The 20,710-nt window shown below is 38.5% G+C and carries 18 protein-coding genes, 12 tRNA genes, 1 rRNA gene and 2 pseudogenes; 5 read left to right on the top strand and 28 right to left on the bottom strand.

Going from position 1 to position 20,710, the window contains the following annotated elements; all coding sequences use genetic code 11:
* The 14 genes from F7888_RS11770 to F7888_RS11835 form a co-directional block, all read right to left on the bottom strand.
* Positions 1 to 312 (bottom strand): 16S ribosomal RNA (locus F7888_RS11770); the annotation flags it as partial.
* A gap of 80 nt (positions 313 to 392) precedes the next feature.
* A tRNA-Gly gene (locus F7888_RS11775) sits at positions 393 to 466 on the bottom strand.
* An 18-nt stretch (positions 467 to 484) separates the two neighbouring features.
* Positions 485 to 561, bottom strand: a tRNA-Pro gene (locus F7888_RS11780).
* Positions 562 to 571: 10 nt separating this feature from the next.
* Positions 572 to 648, bottom strand: a tRNA-Arg gene (locus F7888_RS11785).
* Between the two features lie 84 nt (positions 649 to 732).
* Positions 733 to 819, bottom strand: a tRNA-Leu gene (locus tag F7888_RS11790).
* An 8-nt stretch (positions 820 to 827) separates the two neighbouring features.
* Positions 828 to 908 (bottom strand) — tRNA-Leu (locus F7888_RS11795).
* Positions 909 to 944: 36 nt separating this feature from the next.
* Positions 945 to 1,020 (bottom strand) — tRNA-Lys (locus F7888_RS11800).
* Positions 1,021 to 1,237: 217 nt separating this feature from the next.
* Positions 1,238 to 1,312, bottom strand: a tRNA-Gln gene (locus F7888_RS11805).
* A 93-nt stretch (positions 1,313 to 1,405) separates the two neighbouring features.
* Positions 1,406 to 1,481 (bottom strand) — tRNA-Asp (locus F7888_RS11810).
* Positions 1,482 to 1,495: 14 nt separating this feature from the next.
* Positions 1,496 to 1,571: transfer RNA gene (locus tag F7888_RS11815), tRNA-Val, on the bottom strand.
* A gap of 54 nt (positions 1,572 to 1,625) precedes the next feature.
* Positions 1,626 to 1,697, bottom strand: a tRNA-Glu gene (locus F7888_RS11820).
* A gap of 12 nt (positions 1,698 to 1,709) precedes the next feature.
* Positions 1,710 to 1,800, bottom strand: a tRNA-Ser gene (locus tag F7888_RS11825).
* Positions 1,801 to 1,803: 3 nt separating this feature from the next.
* Positions 1,804 to 1,878 (bottom strand) — tRNA-Asn (locus F7888_RS11830).
* A 138-nt stretch (positions 1,879 to 2,016) separates the two neighbouring features.
* The gene (locus tag F7888_RS11835) at positions 2,017 to 2,475 is read right to left on the bottom strand and encodes a SprT family protein (protein ID WP_191779731.1); all 459 of its coding nucleotides are present in this window, start codon (positions 2,473 to 2,475) and stop codon (positions 2,017 to 2,019) included.
* 201 nt (positions 2,476 to 2,676) lie between these two features.
* Here F7888_RS11835 and cmpA point away from each other — a divergent pair, with 201 nt between their 5' ends.
* Positions 2,677 to 2,790 carry a cortex morphogenetic protein CmpA gene (cmpA, locus tag F7888_RS11840; protein ID WP_191779733.1) on the top strand — a complete coding sequence of 38 codons (114 nt, stop codon included), beginning with the start codon at positions 2,677 to 2,679 and terminating at the stop codon, positions 2,788 to 2,790.
* Positions 2,791 to 2,840: 50 nt separating this feature from the next.
* On the opposite strand, the gene F7888_RS11845 is transcribed toward cmpA, so the two are convergent.
* Positions 2,841 to 5,018 (bottom strand): Tex family protein, encoded by a 2,178-nt coding sequence (locus F7888_RS11845; RefSeq protein ID WP_191779734.1) that lies wholly within the window; start codon positions 5,016 to 5,018, stop codon positions 2,841 to 2,843.
* A 214-nt stretch (positions 5,019 to 5,232) separates the two neighbouring features.
* On the opposite strand from F7888_RS11845, the pseudogene F7888_RS23160 reads away from it, so the two are divergent.
* From F7888_RS23160 to F7888_RS11860, 3 genes and pseudogenes are all read left to right on the top strand, one after another.
* Positions 5,233 to 5,343, top strand: a pseudogene (locus tag F7888_RS23160) (IS1/IS1595 family N-terminal zinc-binding domain-containing protein); the annotation flags it as partial.
* Between the two features lie 180 nt (positions 5,344 to 5,523).
* Positions 5,524 to 5,913 (top strand): annotated as a pseudogene (locus F7888_RS11855) (IS1595 family transposase); the annotation flags it as partial.
* Positions 5,914 to 5,940: 27 nt separating this feature from the next.
* Positions 5,941 to 6,357 carry a DUF4304 domain-containing protein gene (locus F7888_RS11860; protein ID WP_191779736.1) on the top strand — a complete coding sequence of 139 codons (417 nt, stop codon included), beginning with the start codon at positions 5,941 to 5,943 and terminating at the stop codon, positions 6,355 to 6,357.
* A gap of 112 nt (positions 6,358 to 6,469) precedes the next feature.
* Here F7888_RS11860 and F7888_RS22575 read toward each other — a convergent pair whose 3' ends face one another.
* The 6 genes from F7888_RS22575 to acpS all read right to left on the bottom strand — a co-directional run bounded on the left by F7888_RS22575 (position 6,470) and on the right by acpS (position 11,533).
* Positions 6,470 to 7,657 (bottom strand): class I SAM-dependent methyltransferase, encoded by a 1,188-nt coding sequence (locus tag F7888_RS22575; protein WP_225228757.1) that lies wholly within the window; start codon positions 7,655 to 7,657, stop codon positions 6,470 to 6,472.
* A gap of 103 nt (positions 7,658 to 7,760) precedes the next feature.
* Positions 7,761 to 8,111, bottom strand: coding sequence for a type II toxin-antitoxin system endoribonuclease NdoA (gene ndoA / locus F7888_RS11870; protein ID WP_191779738.1), 351 nt, complete (start codon positions 8,109 to 8,111; stop codon positions 7,761 to 7,763).
* Positions 8,112 to 8,115: 4 nt separating this feature from the next.
* On the bottom strand, positions 8,116 to 8,397 hold the full coding sequence (locus tag F7888_RS11875; protein WP_078543053.1) for a CopG family ribbon-helix-helix protein: 282 nt from the start codon (positions 8,395 to 8,397) through the stop codon (positions 8,116 to 8,118).
* 215 nt (positions 8,398 to 8,612) lie between these two features.
* On the bottom strand, positions 8,613 to 9,770 hold the full coding sequence (gene alr / locus F7888_RS11880) for an alanine racemase (RefSeq protein WP_191779740.1): 1,158 nt from the start codon (positions 9,768 to 9,770) through the stop codon (positions 8,613 to 8,615).
* Positions 9,771 to 9,914: 144 nt separating this feature from the next.
* Positions 9,915 to 10,928, bottom strand: coding sequence for a LolA family protein (locus F7888_RS11885; protein WP_191779742.1), 1,014 nt, complete (start codon positions 10,926 to 10,928; stop codon positions 9,915 to 9,917).
* Positions 10,929 to 11,173: 245 nt separating this feature from the next.
* On the bottom strand, positions 11,174 to 11,533 hold the full coding sequence (acpS, locus tag F7888_RS11890; protein WP_191779744.1) for a holo-ACP synthase: 360 nt from the start codon (positions 11,531 to 11,533) through the stop codon (positions 11,174 to 11,176).
* A 137-nt stretch (positions 11,534 to 11,670) separates the two neighbouring features.
* Here acpS and F7888_RS11895 point away from each other — a divergent pair, with 137 nt between their 5' ends.
* Complete coding sequence (locus F7888_RS11895) at positions 11,671 to 12,270, top strand: rhomboid family intramembrane serine protease (protein WP_191779746.1); 600 nt, start codon at positions 11,671 to 11,673, stop codon at positions 12,268 to 12,270.
* 25 nt (positions 12,271 to 12,295) lie between these two features.
* Here the strand turns inward: F7888_RS11895 and F7888_RS11900 are convergent, their stop codons facing one another.
* From F7888_RS11900 to F7888_RS11930, 7 genes are all read right to left on the bottom strand, one after another.
* Complete coding sequence (locus tag F7888_RS11900; RefSeq protein ID WP_191779748.1) at positions 12,296 to 13,753, bottom strand: PH domain-containing protein; 1,458 nt, start codon at positions 13,751 to 13,753, stop codon at positions 12,296 to 12,298.
* Positions 13,746 to 14,222, bottom strand: coding sequence for a PH domain-containing protein (locus F7888_RS11905; RefSeq protein ID WP_191779750.1), 477 nt, complete (start codon positions 14,220 to 14,222; stop codon positions 13,746 to 13,748). The genes F7888_RS11900 and F7888_RS11905 overlap by 8 nt, the downstream gene beginning before the upstream one ends.
* A gap of 144 nt (positions 14,223 to 14,366) precedes the next feature.
* A complete protein-coding gene (gene uvsE, locus F7888_RS11910) occupies positions 14,367 to 15,332 on the bottom strand; it encodes a UV DNA damage repair endonuclease UvsE (protein WP_191779752.1) in 966 nt (321 codons plus the stop codon).
* Positions 15,333 to 15,467: 135 nt separating this feature from the next.
* Complete coding sequence (locus F7888_RS11915; protein ID WP_191779754.1) at positions 15,468 to 16,961, bottom strand: DEAD/DEAH box helicase; 1,494 nt, start codon at positions 16,959 to 16,961, stop codon at positions 15,468 to 15,470.
* A 554-nt stretch (positions 16,962 to 17,515) separates the two neighbouring features.
* Positions 17,516 to 18,886: a UDP-N-acetylmuramoyl-tripeptide--D-alanyl-D-alanine ligase gene (locus F7888_RS11920; protein WP_191779756.1), complete on the bottom strand. Its 1,371-nt coding sequence runs from the start codon at positions 18,884 to 18,886 to the stop codon at positions 17,516 to 17,518.
* Between the two features lie 75 nt (positions 18,887 to 18,961).
* Positions 18,962 to 20,050, bottom strand: coding sequence for a D-alanine--D-alanine ligase (locus F7888_RS11925; RefSeq protein ID WP_191779757.1), 1,089 nt, complete (start codon positions 20,048 to 20,050; stop codon positions 18,962 to 18,964).
* A 180-nt stretch (positions 20,051 to 20,230) separates the two neighbouring features.
* Complete coding sequence (locus F7888_RS11930; protein ID WP_318246273.1) at positions 20,231 to 20,632, bottom strand: rhodanese-like domain-containing protein; 402 nt, start codon at positions 20,630 to 20,632, stop codon at positions 20,231 to 20,233.
* Between the last annotated feature and the right edge of the window lie 78 nt (positions 20,633 to 20,710).

Here is a 20,710-nt window from a genome sequence, read left to right on the forward strand (position 1 = left end):
TCACCCTCTCAGGTCGGCTACGCATCGTCGCCTTGGTGAGCCGTTACCTCACCAACTAGCTAATGCGCCGCGGGCCCATCTATAAGTGATAGCCGAAACCATCTTTTAAAATAGAACCATGTGGTTCTATTTATTATCCGGTATTAGCTCCGGTTTCCCGAAGTTATCCCAGTCTTATAGGCAGGTTGCCCACGTGTTACTCACCCGTCCGCCGCTAATCTTAGGGAGCAAGCTCCCTAAGATCCGCTCGACTTGCATGTATTAGGCACGCCGCCAGCGTTCATCCTGAGCCAGGATCAAACTCTCCAAAAAGAGTATTGATTGCTCAATAGTTTGTTACTTGATAAAACGTTGACGCTTGTTTATTGTGTTCAGTTTTCAAAGAACTTAATTGGAGCGGGTGATGAGAATCGAACTCACGACATCAGCTTGGAAGGCTGAGGTTTTACCATTAAACTACACCCGCATATTTATATTTTAAAACTGGTCGGGAAGACAGGATTCGAACCTGCGACCCCTTGGTCCCAAACCAAGTGCTCTACCAAGCTGAGCTACTTCCCGCAAATTTATATGGCGCGCCCGAAAGGAGTCGAACCCATAACCTTCTGATCCGTAGTCAGACGCTCTATCCAATTGAGCTACGGGCGCATTACTTAAATTAGCGACTTTTCTATAATAACACCATCAACTCAGCAAGTCAACAAGTTTTTTAAAAAAGTTTTAAAGAGTTTTTGGTGCGGTCGAGAAGACTCGAACTTCCACGGGATCAACTCCCACTAGGCCCTCAACCTAGCGCGTCTGCCATTCCGCCACGACCGCGAGTAAAGTGCGGGTGAAGGGACTCGAACCCCCACGTCAAAGACACTAGATCCTAAGTCTAGCGCGTCTGCCAATTCCGCCACACCCGCATACTATGAAAGTTCTTTTTGCAATGTGCAAAAAAATGGTGAGCCATGAAGGACTCGAACCTTCGACCCTCTGATTAAAAGTCAGATGCTCTACCGACTGAGCTAATGGCTCAAAATAAAATGAATTTTGATGTAGTACTCGGTTTTGTTTTTATGTTAAAGAAAGAGCATCTAGTGACGTCCCACTCTCAGAAAGCTTAATCAAGCAGCAGCTCGAGTGGTACTCTGTAGAGTCTCAGTGAAGCATATTCATTCGTGCTCTACCGACTGAGCTAATGGCTCAAAATAAAATGAATTTCGATGTAATACTCGGTTTTAACGAAATAAAATGGCTGGGCTAGCTGGATTCGAACCAACGCATGACGGAGTCAAAGTCCGTTGCCTTACCGCTTGGCTATAGCCCAATGAAGATGTTTCATGTATTGCTTCCTCAAAACCAAGAAACTCAATATTACATTATTATACTCTAACTTTCAAGAAGTATTTTTTAGTAATAATGGCGGTCCCGACCGGGATCGAACCGGCGATCTCCTGCGTGACAGGCAGGCATGTTAACCGCTACACCACGGGACCAAAATATATATAAATGGTGGAGGATGACGGGATCGAACCGCCGACCCCCTGCTTGTAAGGCAGGTGCTCTCCCAGCTGAGCTAATCCTCCTAATATAGAAGAGAAATGGGAGGTGAGCAATGATCACTCACTTCCCATGATTTATGACCCGTACGGGATTCGAACCCGTGTTACCGCCGTGAAAGGGCGGTGTCTTAACCGCTTGACCAACGGGCCATATGAAAATGATGGCGGAGAAGGAGGGATTTGAACCCTCGCGCCGCTTACGCGACCTACACCCTTAGCAGGGGCGCCTCTTCAGCCACTTGAGTACTTCCCCGTATGGCTCCACAGGTAGGACTCGAACCTACGACCGATCGGTTAACAGCCGATAGCTCTACCACTGAGCTACTGTGGAATAATAAGTTGTCTTACTTAAGACTCTTTTTATTATAGAAACAGCTTACTATCTTGTCAAGACTGTTTATATATTTTTAAATCTGCCGTTTTATGCGACGGCTTATATAATTTATCATATGTTAAAGTCAGAGTCAACTCATTGTTTAATTTCTTTTAATTTCCCTTTACACTTCCCACAGACATATCTGCTAGTATCTACTTTTCTCTTTCTAACATACCTTTGATGACACGCACTGCACTCATAGAGATATTGTGTCATGACTCTTCTTTTAGTTACTGAATCCAACGGTTTACAAAATCGTGGTGCATCAACTTTCTTCATAAGCTCACGAAAATCTCGATCGCGGTGTTTGTAGCCTTTTCCTTCTATATGTAAATGATAATGACATAGCTCGTGCTTGATTATACCTATTAACTCTTCTTCTCCACGCTCTACGTAATATTTAGGATTTAATTCAATGTCATGACTTCCAAGAAGGTATCTTCCACCTGTGGTTTGCAATCTATTATTGAATCTTGCTCTATGCCTAAAGGGTTTATTGAAATCACGAATCGATATCATTTCAACAAGCTCTTGTAACATTTTTTCATTCATTACTATCCCTCCAAAACCAAAACAACTGATTAGTCTTGTCTAATCACAAACAAATTCTACTCTCTTTCCACATTAGAACGCAAATTAAAAATAAGAAGAATGATTCTTAACCAGTTGACAAAAAATAAATGAACGGGACATCCCGCATTTGCATACACTACATATACACATACCCATTTAACTAAAAGGAGGTATGATACAATGCCCTCTTGGCTAAAGAACCAGATGCAACGCGCGTATTATGAGAAAAATCGATATCAAATAAAATTACTTAACCAATGCTGGTACTTTTATAGAAAGAAAAACTGCTCATAACAGCAAGCAGTTTTTCGAAGTTAAAGCACTGCTCATAAGCAGTGTTTTTTCTATTCACTTGGTGGAATCATTGACAATGCCACTCTTCCTTTTTTGGCATCGACATCCTCAATCCACACTTTCACAACATCCCCAACAGCTACTACCTCTAATGGATGCTTCACAAATCCTTTTTTCAACTTTGAAATGTGTACAAGGCCATCTTGCTTCACACCAATATCAACAAACGCCCCAAAATCAACCACATTTCGAACAGTACCTTCTAATTCCATTCCTTTTTGGAGATCTTCTAGCTGTAAGATATCCTTCTTAAGTAATGGCTTTGGCAATTCATCACGCGGATCTCTTGCCGGGCTAATGAGCGCATCGGTGATATCCTTCAATGTAATTTCACCAATATTCAATTCTGTTGCCACTTCCTCAATCGATAGTGCCGATAAAGCTTCCTTCAGCTTCTCACTCCCGATATCTTTAGTAGTTGCACCAAGCTTCTTCAGTAAGCTTTTAACCTCCGAATAGCTTTCAGGGTGAATCCCTGTACGGTCTAACGGCTCATCACCATCAACGATTCTTAAGAAACCGATACATTGCTCATAGGTTTTTGCACCTAGGCGAGGGATTCCTTTGAGCTCTTTACGGTTCGTGAATTTCCCCTTTTCCTCCCTTTGCTTAACAATATTATTTGCCACTGCTTTTGATAATCCTGATACATATTGTAATAGAGAAGGAGAAGCTGTATTTACATTCACCCCAACTTTGTTAACAACCGTTTCGACCACGAAGGTGAGGGAATCATTTAACTTCTTTTGTGATACATCATGCTGATACTGACCGACTCCAACTGATTTTGGATCAATTTTCACCAATTCAGCTAATGGGTCCTGAAGACGTCTCGAAATTGAAACCGCACTTCTTTCCTCTACCTGAAGATTAGGGAATTCTTCTCTAGCAATTTCAGACGCAGAATAGACACTTGCACCTGCTTCATTGACAATCAAATAGAAGATGTCTCGATCGATCTCTTTTAGAATCTCTGCAACAAATTGTTCTGATTCTCTTGAAGCTGTTCCATTTCCAATCGCAACCATCTCAACTTGATACTCTTGTATAATTTTCAGGAACTTGTCCTTTGCTTCAGCCTTTTTATTCACTGGTGGGTGAGGATAGATCACCTCAATCTTCAGAACCTTTCCTGTTTCATCAACAACTGCCAATTTACAGCCTGTTCGATAAGCTGGGTCCAAACCTAGCACAATCTTTCCTTTTAGTGGCGGCTGTAATAAAAGATTACGCAAGTTTTCTGAAAAAATATGAATAGCACGGTCTTCTCCCTTTTCAGTCAACTCTTTACGTATTTCACGTTCAATCGATGGCTCGATTAATCTCTTATAGCTATCTTCAATCGCTTCAATAATATATGGAACGACCTGAGAATGATCATTTTTAATGACTTTTCTTCGAAGATAATTTGTCATTCGGTCTGCGGGTGAAACGATTGATACTCGCAGCACATCCTCCTTCTCACCACGATTTAACGCAAGCACTCTATGTGGAACAATCTTATGTATTGGCTCTTTGTATTCATAATACATTTCATATACTTGCTTCTCATCCTTTTCCTTGTCCTTCACGCTTGTTTCAATCGTGCCTTTTGAAAAGGTTTCTTGGCGGATATATTGTCTGAATGATGGCTCGTCCGCAATCCATTCAGCAATAATGTCCTTTGCTCCTTGTGTGGCATCCTCCACTGTTAATACTTCTTTTTCTTCAGAAATAAACCCAGCTGCATACTCTTCTACATTCGCGTTTTTCGGAAAAGTATAGAACCATTCAGCAAGTGGCTCTAATCCTTTCTCCTTTGCAACGGTTGCCTTTGTTCGTCTTTTCTGTTTATAAGGTCGATAGAGATCTTCAACTTGCTGAAGCTTTGTTGCTGCAACGATATCTTTGTTAAGTTCCTCAGTTAATTTCCCTTGTTCAGCAATAAGACGGATAACCTCTTCTTTTCTTGCTTCTAAATTCTGCATGTACTGCCATTTGTCTTGAATATCTTTAATTTGCACCTCGTCTAGTGACCCTGTCACTTCCTTACGATATCGTGCAATAAACGGGACTGTATTTCCTTCATTTAATAATGAAATAACATTTTGAACTTGTTTTTTAGTAATGTTTAACTCAGTAGCTATGATGTGAACAAGACGATCATCTTTTTCTAATGTTTGAACCAATCTAGTTTCCTCCTACTTAAATCAACTTTCAGCCTATCCTATTATTTTAACAAATGCTTCAATATATTTGTAGCTAAGTCAATTTTTTCAACAACTATCTCTTTTTTTATTGTTTGGCTCTGTTAAATTTAATTGTTGATTTTTTACTAAAAATAATTTTTAATTGGCTATAATCGTTATATCAAGGTACTGCGAGGAGGAGAGAAGCGCTTTAAAACAAAGCTTCGAGTGCCCTCATTGCTCTTCAGAACACGTTGTTCGATTGGGTAAATACAATGGTCGCCAACGCTACCGTTGCAAGTGTAGTATTAAGACATTTACAGATACTACTATTACTAAAACAAAGGCTGTTTTCTCAAAGTTTGTTGTTTTTTGAGGTGAATTAATTGAGAATAGATTTCTAGCAGACTGAATACACGGAGACTCCCGTGGGACTAGTTGGCTCCCACAGGACGCGGAGTGTATTCAGGCTGCGGGATCAAAAGCAACAATATATACGAAAACAGCCAAAACAAAAGTCGAAAAGATGATTGGCTCTAAACTGACACTAAACAATGTGCTTGTTACAGATGCTTGGAGAGCATATAAAACATACGCCAAAGAAAAAGGACTAGAACATTATCGGATTAAATCCAATGACAGGAAGCACGTTACTAAGGGTTTATACCATATACAATATGTTAACGGTCTCTATTCTCGTTTGAAGCAATGGATTGAACGTTTTAAGGGAGTGGCAACCAAGTATCTGGACAATTTTCTTGCCTTGTTCCTGTTTATTGATAACCACAGCAATGAAAATACTAAACACAATATTAAAGATTTCTTGCTGTCATCATTCGTATATGAAATGACAGATACATACAATAGTTTGCGTCAATCAAAATTCTCTGTTTAACTATCACCAACTAAAAGGAGCAATCAAATGTCTATATCTGAAAGAACAATGATGGTTACTGCCTTAAAACAGGTAGTAATACCAATTTTGAGAGAACAAGGATTCAAAGGATCCTTTCCTCACTTTAGAAGGGCCAATGAAAACAATATTGATTTGATTACCTTTCAATTCAACAAATGGGGTGGCTCATTTGTTATTGAGGTTGCAACGTGCCCTAAAGAAGGAACAACGATGTATTGGGGAGAGAAAATCCCGCCAAACAAAGTTACTGCCCACCATATAAATGAACGGTTTAGGTTAGGTGCAAAATCCGTAGAAGAGGACGGAATATGGTTTAGTTACGAAAATGCTCTAACTGAAGAAGATTATACGAAAGTTGCAGAACAAGTCTTCAAATTACTTAAAACATCCGATGAATCTTGGATTACGTCACTATTTCTATAAATTTTTAATGGGGAATTCCTTTTCTATGGAACTCCCTTATCCTTATAATTTTTTCAACATTACACTTTAACAGAGCCTATTGTTAAAAAAAGACCGGTTCCCCGGTCTTCGCTTATATCTTCTTAGCTACTATTGTATATGTTTTCGGTAATCCAATATCATGAACTTTATGATTTGGCTCTTCCTCTAGCACCTCCACATAAATCCCCGCTTTCGCGAAGGAGGTAATTACTTCTCCTATCGTCCACTGTCTTTGGTAGACCTTCGCCAAGTCCTTCTTGTTTTCTTCTGGCATATGCTTTGTGAAGGCAACATCTAATGTTACAAGCGTCGGGTCAAAATAATTTCCTGTTACCTTATGTTTTTTCCCGCTTGAGCTAATTAATTTTGTAGATATCGGATGAAATTCGTGCAGAATAAAGATTCCATCCTTGTCCAACAAGCGACTGACAATAGAAGCCAGGGATGTAAGACTGATGAAATAATGAAGTACACCTAGTTCCATTAGAACTACATCATATTGTTGACCGCTTTTTTCCTGTAATGACATCACATCTGAACGGATATACTCCATCGAAACTCCTGCTTCTTCCGCAACTTCACGCGCAAATCGTTCATTTTCTTTAGAAAAATCAACAATTGTTACCTCTGCTCCTAGCAAAGCAAGGGCAACACCCTTTACTCCATTTGAACCTAGCAAGTGAATCGCTTTTTTCCCTGACACATCTCCAAAGTATTTCCTAAATGGATGTAATCGCCATTCTGGATTTTCTTTGATTTTTCTAGCGGTTACCTCAGGATCTCCAAATCGATTCAACAGTGCCTGATAATTATTCTGATTCCACGCCTGTTCATTGATGACATTCATTTCCTGCTGCTTTGCTTCTAGATATGCCTCAATGTCTGCAGCGTACTTCTGATTATTCTCGTAAAGGTATGCATATAGTGATTTGCACCATACCTCCCCCCGCCCCGTGGAAACACTTATGCGATAAGGGTCGGTTTTTATCGTAGTATTGAAATGGCAGCTGATTGTTACTCGGGCACCGTTGTCCATAAAAGTAAAGCATGCTTGCGATTTAGCTCGTTCAATGGCGGAAGGATTAAAAGAATCAAATAACTTGTATGTCGTCTCTAATAAATCCCATTGAATCAGAATATTAATATGTTGTCTCTTTTCATTCAGTTGAACTCCCTGAATAATAAGTGCTGTTTGGTCTGTGTATTGATAAGGTATGTTGGCTTCGTCAAGTGATATTGCGAATTTCTCAACCGTATGTAAGAAAGTATTTCGATCCAATTCGACCATCCTCCGTTGCTGAATTCCTTAGATTTTCCCTGCATATACTAAAAAAAGCCACCCAATTGGCAGCTTCATCATGATATATTGAATAAAATAATACCTAAAAATCGATGAGTCCCAAACTAATCTGTAAGGCTTCATCCACTCTGTCCATCATCTCTTCGTCAAGATGGGTAATTTTGTCGGTTAGACGTTGCTTATCAATTGTACGAATTTGCTCTAGAAGAATAACTGAGTCACGCTCAAAGCCATATTTCTCTGCATCAATTTCTACATGAGTAGGCAATTTTGCCTTCTGGATTTGCGCCGTTATTGCTGCAATAATGACTGTGGGACTAAACCGATTCCCAATATCGTTTTGGATGACAAGAACTGGACGAACGCCGCCTTGCTCTGAACCAACAACTGGGGAGAGGTCAGCAAAATACACGTCGCCACGTTTAACAATCAATTGATTACCCCCCGCTAACTAAGCGTTCCACGGTGTGGTCTGCCTCAGATTCTGCTAGGAAAGCCTCTGATGCGATGTTTAGATTAATTTTGGCCATTTCCATATAACCACGTCTCATAGACTCACGAATATGACGCTTCTTTCTCTCACGAAGGTACATTTTAGTCGCTTGATAAATTAGTTCATTACGATTTCCATTTTCTTGCTTCACTAGTCCGTCTAATTCACTAATTAAGTTCTGTGGTAAACGAATTAATATTTCAGTTGTTGCGCTGGATTCAGACACAAACATACACCTCCACCATAACTACACACCATAATTATTCTATTCCACCTTCAATAATACCATTAAAATAAGGAGATGCAAAGCGAATTCCTTTATTCCCTCACTATTATCGACATCTACTCTTACGTTTTATGCATGAAACATAAAGATTAACACATTTTCATCAACTATATACCAAGATTTTTGTTAATACACTTTAATTGATTGAAGTCATCCTATAATAGGATTGTATTTCTCACTTCAATTATACTCTGTTTTTTCAAAAAAATACGAGGTACCCGAAAATTAATTGTGCATGGCACTTCATAGTTAATCGTTTCAAGCCTTGCTGCGACTTCATCAATCGAGATTGTTTCGTTCTCTTGAGTCCCAATCAGAGTAACCTGTGTACCAATTGGTAATTTTTTCGGGAGGCGTACCATTAATTGATCCATACATACGCGACCAATGATTTCACAGCGAACACCAGAAACTAACACTTCGGCTCCTTGATGCTTTCTAATCCAGCCATCAGCATATCCAATCGGAACCGTCCCTACCCATTCCTCCACTTCTGCCGTATATGTTGCCCCATAGCTGACCTTATCACCCTTAGCCAGCTTTTTGACATGAACTAACTTACTGTGAAGTGAAAATGCCTCTTTTAGTGGATAAGGAATGATTTCCTTCATCTCCATAGATGGCGTTAAGCCGTACATCGCAATCCCTAATCTAACCGCATTAAATGTTTTCTCAGGAAAACGCAATCCTGTAGCACTATTTCCAGTATGAACAAGCTCCGGTCTTACCGGTAAGGTTGAAAGCAGCTCATTAAACCGTTCAAACTGCTTGATAAAATAGGACAGATCAAGTTCATCTGCTGTTGCGAAATGAGTAAATACACCCTCTAAATGGAAATGTGATCCGTTCTCAATAACCTCGAAAATTTCCGAAATTTCCTGTTCAGACCTTACACCTAAACGGCCCATGCCACTGTCAATCTTCAAATGAAATGTCAGTTTCTTATCGTCCTTAATATATTTACTTGCCTCGATTAACCACTCTGCATTGTACACCGTTAATGAAATCTGGTGCTCTGCAGCAACATTTGCATCCTCTGGTCTGGAGGCACCTAGCACAAGAATTGGAGCTCCTATACCATGCTTCCTTAAAGAAAGGGCCTCGTCCAAAAAAGCAACAGCTAAATATTGAGCACCTGATTCAAGCGCTACTCGTGCAACCTGTACATCACCATGTCCATAACCATTTGCTTTAACAACAGCAATCACCTTTTGTTCAGGTGACAGATGCTTAATCATTGAACAAACATTTGCAGCTATACAATCTAAATCAACCTCAACCCATGTATCGCGATAAAAAGAAGTACTAGTCAAATCCAACACATCCTTACACCCAAATCATATATGTTAGATTATTATCCTAATGGTACTCGATGTCAATTACTTAACCAGCAAAAAAAAGAGGCTGCCAGAAAGCAGTATACACTTACTTTCTTGACAACCTCTTACTCATTAACCTTATTTCACCGCTTGCCCTTGAACAGAACGAGCAATATTCAATAACTCTTCCTGAGTTAAATCTTCTGATGCAAGCATGAAGTCAACTCCATCATATGACCAAGATACCGTTTGATCTGTTAATGCACCAACTGTAAATCCAAGGTCAACAGGCTCACCACTTACAGTTGTTGTTGTGCTCACTTCAGATACTTGTGCCTTTTCTTGAATTAATGTATATGACTTGTCTCCACCACTAAATGTCATAACAATACGCTTTCCATTCTCAGTGTCGATTTCTTTTTCTTCAACAAGCTCTACACCTTCAATTTCTGCTTCTGGGTACATGACTGCCATTGGCTCAGAATCTACGCCACCCATAACAGGTACTTCTATTTTTGCTCCAGTCATGTTCTTATCAACAGTAAATGCATTATCATCAAATTTAGGATCGAACTCTGTTTTCGAGAATTCTACAATCAGTAACGGATTGCGATCTGGATCCATTACCTTCACCATAACAGGTGTTAAATCCTTTTTATTAAAGATGATTTCCTGTGTAGGAAGCATTTTATTATTTTTATAATTCGTTTTAGTTTCAAATACATACGTTTCCTTGTCGGCAGTGAACTTCGCTTCTGGGTCATTCTTAATATCTTCAACGAGTGATTCATATAAATAAGCCTGACTGCTATTTTGCGGCCAATCACTTTGGAATCTAAAGCTCTTATTAAGTGCTGGTGTTAAAACAAATACCCCTTCATCGTTACGTAGGATCATTTGACTTTGATCTTTTTCGGCATTCTTAAGATTTACTCGGTAATAATCAGGTGTTTTATGCCAAATTTCCACTTCATATACCTGTGACTCATTGCCTGTTTGTAACGTCATTTTTGCATCTGCCTTGTAACCAGTAAGACTTTGTACTTTTTCGTCAAGTGCTTTAACGACATCCTCCTGAGACTTTTGCCCACATCCCGCAAGTGCTAGGATCGCGAATATTGCAAATACTGACATTAATAACTTCTTCTTCATTCCTTCAACCCCTTTGCCTCATTTCGACGAAATAAAGAGCTAAGGTGGATTAATGATGAATCGTTCACTTAAAGGTGTTGTACCGTACTGATAGAACCCCCAGTTATTCTAGGATGTACATTCACTACATACATCTTGTCTATTCCCCGTTATAACGCTACCCTTTATCAACGATTCATCACCAACTACACCTTGTCTCCCCTTCTGCAATCATTTATATGAGGCAAAGTTGGAGAATATGCAGACTAGCTTGACAAGCTTTCAATAATTACTTGAGCAATTGCATATTCCTTACTATGAGAGATAGATAAATGAACGATTTCGGCGCCTTTTCCTTCGATATGAGGCTTTCCAAATTCATCAGAAAAAATTTCAATATCCTGAAAGCTTAGATCCTTCCCAATACCCGTACCTATAGCTTTCGAATAAGCTTCCTTCGCCGCAAACCTTCCAGCAAGATATTCAATTTGTCTATGTCCTGTATATTGATGGTATTTATTGATTTCTTTTTCTGTTAGGATACGTGAAATAAATTTTTTTTGCCGTTCTGCAATTTTTTTTATCCGATCTAATTCCACAATATCTATTCCGATTCCAACTATCATCGTTAGAGAAACCCTTCCTTCTATTTAAACTATTTTTACATATAATGTACAAACACCTCTTAATGGATGGAAAACAGTTATATGTGCTACCATTCTTATAAGAGTATACCTAAATGCCATGAAAAAGGAGTTTTTTTATGTTTACACGAACAGAGAGCTTTAAAGAATTTTTAAGATTTTATCCTATTATATCAGTCATAATCGCCATCCACATCTTTCTCTGGGTTCTCCTAGCTCTTCCAGCACTTGGCGGCGGCCCTCTTCTTAATCAGATGGTTGGATACAATGTGTTAATCACTGAAGGAGAGTATTGGCGTCTTGTTACTCCGATTTTCGTTCATGCTAGCTTCACTCATATGCTGTTTAATTCCTTTTCATTAGTTCTCTTTGGGCCTGCATTAGAGAGAATGCTTGGAAAAAGCAAATTTATCGCACTCTATCTAAGCACAGGTGTGATTGCGAATATTGCTACCTACATTATACAGCATGAGCATTTCAGACATGTCGGTTCCTCTGGCGCTATATTTGGTCTGTTCGGTTTGTATTTATATATGGTAGTGAAAAGAAAAGATTTAATTAGTTGCGCAAACTCACAATTAATTATGACCATCCTTGTGATTGGACTTGTTATGACATTCCTAAATTCCAATATCAATATTACCGGTCATTTATTCGGATTATTTGCTGGCTTCTTACTAGCCCCATTCTTCCTTGGCAAACGTCGCCGGTATATATGAAAAAAAAAGAGAAAGGCCGCTATCATTAAGCGTCTTTCTCTTTTTGTTGTCCTTGACTAGAATACCACTTATATATCTCTTCTCCTTGTCCCTCTGAAACATCCACGACTTTGAAATGCTTACCCGCGACACTTGATTTGATGGACGCTTGAATGGTAGATAGAGATCTTCTTTTTTGAAAAAATGATTGTTGCTGTTCCATCGCCTGGACCCTTTTCTTCTTCATAATGACGGTCACTCGACTTATAAAGCGATAACGTAGGACAAGATGTTCCTCGCCCTCTCTGAAGCCTACCGCCGCATCACGGTATCTAAGATAGCCAATGAGCATCATGATAGGAATAAGAATTACACTCCAAGCACCTCTCGTATCAAAAAAATAGGTGAGAGGAATGACAAGAAGCAACACTGGTAACGTAGCTCTCAACATATACCTTATTAACGAACGATGTGGTATAGAATTGATATCCATTTCTCCATCAAATTCAGGAATAAATTCAGCCAATTTCCTCTCAAAACCTTCCCTCTTAATCAGTGGAAAAAGAACCGTTGAAAAACCTTCTGATTTGTCTTCCGCCGAGCCCCCAGCAGTTTCCAACACCACTGTGGCATAGCCTAAAAATTGCCTTACTGGGTTCTCTACCAGCCTTACAGCTTGTATTCTTTTCAATGGGATCGTTAGCTTTCTTTTTTCAAAAAATCCTTGAGTCACGATTAACTCTTGCTCCCTTTTGGTAAGCGAGAAGTTTGCATACCTTAAAACAACGATCAACATTCCAATAAGCCAGGCTATTACAAGAAAGACAATTGAAAAAAGGATGGCATATACGATCAAATTCACTTGAAACCACTTATTGACCCCTTCAAAAATAGTGTCATATGGGATAAGGTCATCAACTTGAGTGAAGAGAGCAATAAATCCAGACAGTACTATACCAATCCCACCAGAAGTTGTGGCAGCTAGAAGTAACTCTTTCTGACTTAGATGATATGTAGAGGGTGTCTTCTCTTCCACGACCACTTCATCTTCATCCACCTTCGAATGCTGAATAATATCCTGAAGACGTTCTGCTTCTTCTTCGGTAATGGCCGTTAATACCGCTTCCGCCTCCGCTCCACCACCAGCCGTTTGGAGCTGTAGCTTAACAACACGAAACATTCGTTGTATTAATCCTGAAGTCACATCAATTGTCTGTATTCGTTCAAGTGGAATATAGCGTTTTTTACGAATGAACACGCCATATTCAATTCGAAATTCTCCTTCTTCAACTCTGTAGGTAAACCGATACCAATGAAGAAATCCTGCTATTAACAAACCTACCAAAAGGAGTATGATTCCTATAATCTGCAATAATTCTGCTAACGGACTACTTCCTCTTCCACTAAAGAAAAAAAGAAACACGAACGGGATAAGTAGTTCTCGGATTCGCTGAAAAAAGGTAATGATTGCTGCAAAGGGATGCATTCTTTTTGCACTAAACATCATCATCCACCCTTGCTAGCCTGGAAATAAAGTCTCGTAATTCATCCGCTTCATCCAAATCAAGTGCTGGAATCTCATGAACTGTTGCAGCCGTTGATATTGTAACTGAGGCTAAGTCATAAGCTCGCAAAATAGGCCCTTGTTTTGTATCAACATGCTGGACACGCATCATCGGAATAATCGTCCTTTTTACCACAAATACCCCTTGTTGAATTTCAACCTCATGTTCAAATACTTCGTATCTCCATCTCTTCCATCGAACATTTGGTATGATAAATACCGATACAATCGTCTCTATGATTGAAGCTGATAATAACAATAGAAATAACCAAAATGGCCAATCAAACATCCTGTTCATGATAAATGCACCTATAACAATCAGCCAACCAACAGCTGAGCTAATCGTTGCTGAAATTCTCCATGCTGGTAGTGCACGTTTACTTATTTGCTTTCGAGGAGCTTCCCTCATCATTTACCCCCATTTCTTACAACATTCTCTGTTTGCTTAATAGTATAAACGAAGATATCTATTCATGAAAGGATATGCAGATTTGACCTAGCCATTCAACTAGGTTGTTTGGGTAGCAAATTTTTGTGACGGCTTTTCAAGGATTCACCTAATTCTAAAGCTAGCTCCATCAATCATTTCAATTTCAGGATATTTTTTCAAATCGTCCATTAATCTAAATAAAGCATTATCCTTTTCTTTCGCTTCAATCATGCAGTCTATTTCTGCTATACTTCCTTTGATTGATGATAAAAAGTCCATAAACATGGATGGATCAATGAAGTCAGCATGAGCTCTAAATTCTTTTTCATTACGGGGACTGGAAATATGCATTTTCATCGGGAGGCTTGAATGCTTCCAGGTACCCACCATCCTCTCCCACTCACCTTCCCATTCTATACGCTCATGATAGGCTAAATGATGGTGATAATCGAACACAATTGGCACCGCCAACTTTTCACATAGATAGAGTGTATCCAAGAGGTTAAAGGTTGTATCATCATTTTCTAACATAATCATTTTTTGAACTTTAAGTGGAATAGTACCCCAATTACTAATAAACTGTTCTAACGCCATTTCCTTATCATCATAAGCTCCACCAATGTGTATGACACAACGATGTTCTTGGTTGATTCCCATCCCTCGTAGTAGTGCTTCATGAATAGTTAAGTTTTTAACAGATTGTTTAATGATTTCCTTATCATTCGTAGTGAATACTACAAAGTGATCTGGATGAAACCCAATTCTCATTGGATGCTTTGTTAAGAAATCTTTAATTTCGTTTAAGGATTCCTTTAATGGCCTCATAAATTTCCAATCTTCCACTTCCTCATGACCAGCAAGTGGAATTAGCCTTGAACTAAGCCTGAAGAATTTAATATCGTTTGCTACATTATATTTTAATAGGCGTAAACAATTATGAAGATTGCTTTTAGCTATTCGTTCAAGTTTTGCGATTGCAGCGTCACGGTCTTTTATTTTTTTAAATTGGGCTAGTGTCATCGTTTGAGACGGGGAGCTATTTTGCAGATTCATACTCATTGCAACGTATCCTAATTTAACAATTGTCACGAGTGGCACCTCATTAATTTCTGTGTGATTTTACTTATTATGTCCTACCACTCTATTAGCTAATAAAGGAAAAATTGTTATGTCCCAAAATACGCAAAAAAAGAACAGTGTTTTCACACTGTCCTCTTCATCATATTAAGCTTCAGTTTTGCGGAAATTTCTGCGTTTTCCTCCACCAGTGGATTGTCTATTTCTATTTTGACCTCCACCTTGGCCTGAACGGTTTTTACTTTGTTGTTGATTTCCTTTATAACGGTTTCTACCGCCATCTCTGCTACCACCACGGTTATCAGAACGATCTCTTCTTGAACGCATTGGTGCTTCTTCAGTTAGTTTGATTGGAGTTTGATCAGGCTCTTTTGTCATCATCTTAATTGCAGCTGCGACAACTGATACTGAATCATGCTCTTCTAACAACTCTTCAGCAGCACTCTTATAGTATGAGATATTTTCATTTGTAATCGTGTTAGTTAGCTTTTCAATTGTTAATTTTTGTTGACCTTCTAGTGCCTCATCAAGAGTTGGAGGAGTTAGACGCTCCATCTTACTCTTTGTTGTTCTTTCAACATTCTTCAGCTGACCCATTTCTCTTGGTGTTACGAAAGTCATCGCTAAACCATGTTTACCAGCACGACCTGTACGTCCAATACGGTGAACATAGCTTTCTGGATCTTGAGGAATATCAAAGTTGTATACATGTGTTACACCGGAAATATCTAATCCACGTGCTGCCACATCCGTTGCAACTAACACTTCAATTGATCCCTCTTTGAACTTACGAAGAACTGAAATACGTTTCGCTTGGCTTAAATCACCGTGAATTCCTTCAGCTGCATAGCCTCTTAAAGTAAGTGCTTCTGAAAGCTCATCAACACGACGTTTTGTACGCCCAAATATGATTGCAAGCTCTGGTGACTGGCTATCTAACAAACGAGTTAAATAATCAAACTTTTTCTTTTCTTGAGCTTCAACATAGTATTGCTTAATGTTTGGTGTTGTCATTTCTTTTGTCTTCACCTTAACAACTTGAGGATCCTTCATGAATCGCTCTGCAATTCGTTGAATTGGACCTGGCATTGTAGCTGAGAACAGTAATGTTTGACGATCTTCAGGAATTCCCTTTAAGATAGCTTCGATATCCTCAATGAATCCCATGTTTAACATTTCATCTGCTTCATCTAATACAACTGTGTGTACATTCTGAAGACGTAATGTTTTACGATTAATATGGTCAATAATTCGTCCTGGTGTTCCAACAATAATGTGTGGACCTTTTTTCAATGAACGAATCTGACGACTAATGTCTTGTCCACCATAGATTGGTAGGATATTTACACGATTGAATTGACCAATTTTATTTAACTCTTCAGCTACTTGAATGGCTAATTCTCTAGTAGGTGCTACAACAATACCTTGAACACTGTTATCTTTAACATCAATTTTTTCAATTAACGGGATACCGAATGCAGCTGTTTTTCCTGTACCTGTTTGTGCTTGACCGATTACGTCATTACCTTCTAACGCAAGTGGAATTGTTTGTGATTGAATTGGTGTTGCCTCTTCAAACCCCATCTTACTGATTGACTTCATTAATAATTCGCCTATACCTAATTCTGAAAATGTTGCCAAATTATTTCAAACTCCTTTTTATTAACATATATTACAATGAGAAAATGACTTGTCAGACGGTAAACTTATAGTTACTTGACTAACGCCCCGTTAGGTCAATTATATGTTTCACTTCGGTCACTTCACTGTAAGGCAACTATATGTATTCCATCATCGTCACTCGATGAATTAAAGATACGTACGTTCTATATAAAACACCTTACACTTCTGTACCCATTTGCGAAATCACCTATTTAATCATAATTATAGGCGATTGCCAGTTCCTAGTAAGAGCAATTTCTCTTTTTGCTCTTAAAAAAAGGACATTTCCGATATACGGATAGTATGCCCAAGGTTCACGTCCAAAAAGTTAATAGGAGGGTTTTTACTCCTTTTTTTGCAAACTCCCTCTTTTAACACTGTAAATGTTATCTTAACACTTCATATTATTAATTGCAAACTTGGGTCTATTCATTTAACGTAAAGATTGATTATATTATCCACTTAAAGACGTTCAATTATGTATAACTTTTTTCACAACAAAACACTCCAACGCTTCCTGGAGTGTTCCATTCCTAACTTAAGGCCTCAACCACTTCTTCAAGCTTCATTCCACGAGATCCTTTGACCAACACAACATCTCCGCTACCTACTACTTGTTTCAATTGTTCTATTAATGCTGTTTTATCCTCATAAGAAAATACTTTTCCCTCTGGAAAGATTTCCCTTGCACCAAGTGCAATGTTTTGAGCAAGTGATCCATACGTAAAAACGTAATCAAGGTTATTCGGTTGTAAGTTTTTACCAACTTCGTAATGGAAACTGATTTCATTTTCTCCCAGCTCTAACATGTCACCAAGCACGACAATTTTCTGTTTGAAGCCTTTCATATCCTCCAATAAACCAACAGCAGCTTTCATTGAAGTTGGACTTGCATTGTAGGCGTCATTTATAATCTGAACTCCATTTTCCCCTTGAATTAACTCAGTTCGCATTCCTGTAAGTGTCAAAGTCTTCAAGCCTTCTATGATTTTTTCACTTGGAACTTCAAAAAAGTCCGCGATCGCTATAGCTGCTAAAGCATTATTTACATTATGCTTCCCTAAAACTGGAATATAGTAGCTAGGCTCTTTTTTTCCATTTACTGCAAAATACGTACCTTCGTTCTTTTGCTCAACCGAACTTGAGTAATAATCACACGTATTTATTTGTCCAAATGTTACCTTCTTATAAGACATACTTTGTACCCTTGTTTCAAGTAGTGGTTCTTCACCGTGGTATATGAGAAGCCCATTTGGAGATAGACCGGTTGTGATTTCTAATTTAGCGTCCGCGATTCCATCTCTTGACCCTAGATCAAGCAGATGTGATTCACCGATATTGGTGATAATCGCTGCATCAGGATGAGCAATTTGTGAAAGAAGCTCAATTTCACCCTTACCACTCATCCCCATTTCTAATACAGCTATTTCTGTATCGTTTTGAAGTCTCAGAATCGTTAGTGGTAGGCCAATATGATTATTTAAATTCCCTTCAGTTTTCTGAACTTTATAAGTTGTTGAAAGGACAGAAGTGACCATGTCTTTTGTTGTCGTCTTTCCATTACTACCAGTAATCCCAACCACTTTGACGGAAAGCTGAGCAAGGTAGTTTTTTGCTAGCTTCTGTAGAGCACTTAATGTTTCTTCTACAATAATCAAAGGAATTCCTGCTGGTGGATTCGGTTGGTCTTTTTGCCAAAACGAAGCGACAGCACCTTGTTTAATTGCATTCTCCACAAATTTATGTCCATTAAAATTCTCGCCGATTATTGGAACAAATAAATTACCTTGTTTAATAGTTCTCGTATCTATGGATACACCAACTACTTCAATTTGATTGAATGCTTTTTCTAACCCATTACCATCCACCATGTTACTGATCTCAAGCAAACTCTTTTTAATCAATCCTGCCACTCCCTTTTATCGACTAAAGTATATGTAAAGAAGGCTGACTCTTTTATTGAGTCAACCTCTCCAAGCTTAAAACGTGTGCTTGATCTTTTGTTTTTCTTGATGTCGTTCGATCGCAAGGCTGACAAGCTTCTCAATCAATTCAGGATATGATACTCCTGCTTCCTGCCATAATAATGGAAACATGCTAAATGGAGTAAATCCTGGCATTGTATTGACTTCATTCATAATCACTTCACCATTTTCCGTTAAGAAGAAGTCCGCTCTTACAAGTCCGGAACAGTCTAGTGCCTTGAATGATTTAATTGCCACTTCTTTAATCTTATTATATTCATCTTCAGTAATGTCAGCAGGTATGATTAACCCTGTGTCACCATCTTCGTATTTCGCTTTATAATCATAGAAGTCTTTCTTCGGTTTGATTTCTCCAACGACTGAGCATGTTGGTTCATCATTACCTAACACTCCGATTTCAATTTCTCTTCCTACAATTCCTTCTTCAACAATGACTTTACGATCATAAGTAAATGCTTCATAAAAAGCAGCTTCTAAACTCGCACGGTCTTTACATTTACTAATCCCTACACTTGAACCTAAATTCGCCGGTTTCACAAAGCAAGGATAACCTAGATCTGCTTCAACCTTTTCATAAATATCTTCCTTCGCCTTCTCCCACTCGCTTCGGATATAAGAAACATAACGAGCCTGTGCGATTCCTGCTTGTGCAAAGATATTTTTCATAATAACTTTATCCATTCCAGCTGCAGAAGCAAGAACCCCATTCCCTACATAAGGAATATTCATTAATTCTAATAAACCTTGTACTGTTCCGTCTTCACCATTTGGTCCGTGAAGCAATGGAAATATAACATCAATAGCATCATTCGTTTGTTCATTTGAAGCTGTTGGGAAAATCTCATGATTAAGTGCCACAGGAGAAACAACATTTCCAGTTTCTTGTAACTTTAAAGTTTCAACCTCTTCAACAGGCCCTTCTAACTGATTTCCACGTTTCCATTCGCCATTTTCAGATATATAAATAGGATGAATTTCGAATTTTGATAAGTCTAACGCTTTGATAACTGCTCTTGCCGTTTGTAAAGATACCTTATGCTCAGCAGATTTCCCACCATATAATAAACCTAATTTGATTTTCATCATGGTCCCCCTAACACTTCTTCTCACTTTTATTTTACCATCAATGAAGCTTATTTAAATAGAACGATTCACAAAAAAACTGTACGACTCGATTGTTCACATTATATGTAATCACAAAATAAATGGGCATGGCAAATACAGATTTATTCGGATAAAAACTTAGCATATTCGAATTACATGCTATTTACTACTGTCCTTTTTCCTATTTCTGCTCGTCACCATACCCTCCCACTCATATAATCCGCCCTTCAAGTGCGATAATGACGATAGTTTATGGTTCTTTTTTATTAGTCGGGCAGCGTTTTTACTTCTTATTCCTGTTTGACAATACAGAATAACCTCTTTATCTTCAGGGATCTGTTCATTTTTCTTCTTTAATTTCGAAACAGGTATATTAATAGCACCAGGTAGATGCTTAGATTTATATTCATACGGCTGCCTAACATCAATTAGCACAACATCCTTCGGTTTCTTCAATTTCTCCCTGATTTCTTGTTCACTCAATTGATTCAACCCTTTAACCGGCTTAAACCTGTCATAAATAATATAGAGCAGAACAGAAACAAGGATAATATTAATCACTGTTTGCAAGCTTACCACCTCTTTCCAACTGAATTATTCCCCTTAAATATTTCCCGACAAATATTTAGATAATTAAGA

Source organism: Litchfieldia stipae (assembly GCF_014837155.1).
GTDB lineage: Bacteria > Bacillota > Bacilli > Bacillales > Bacillaceae_L > Litchfieldia.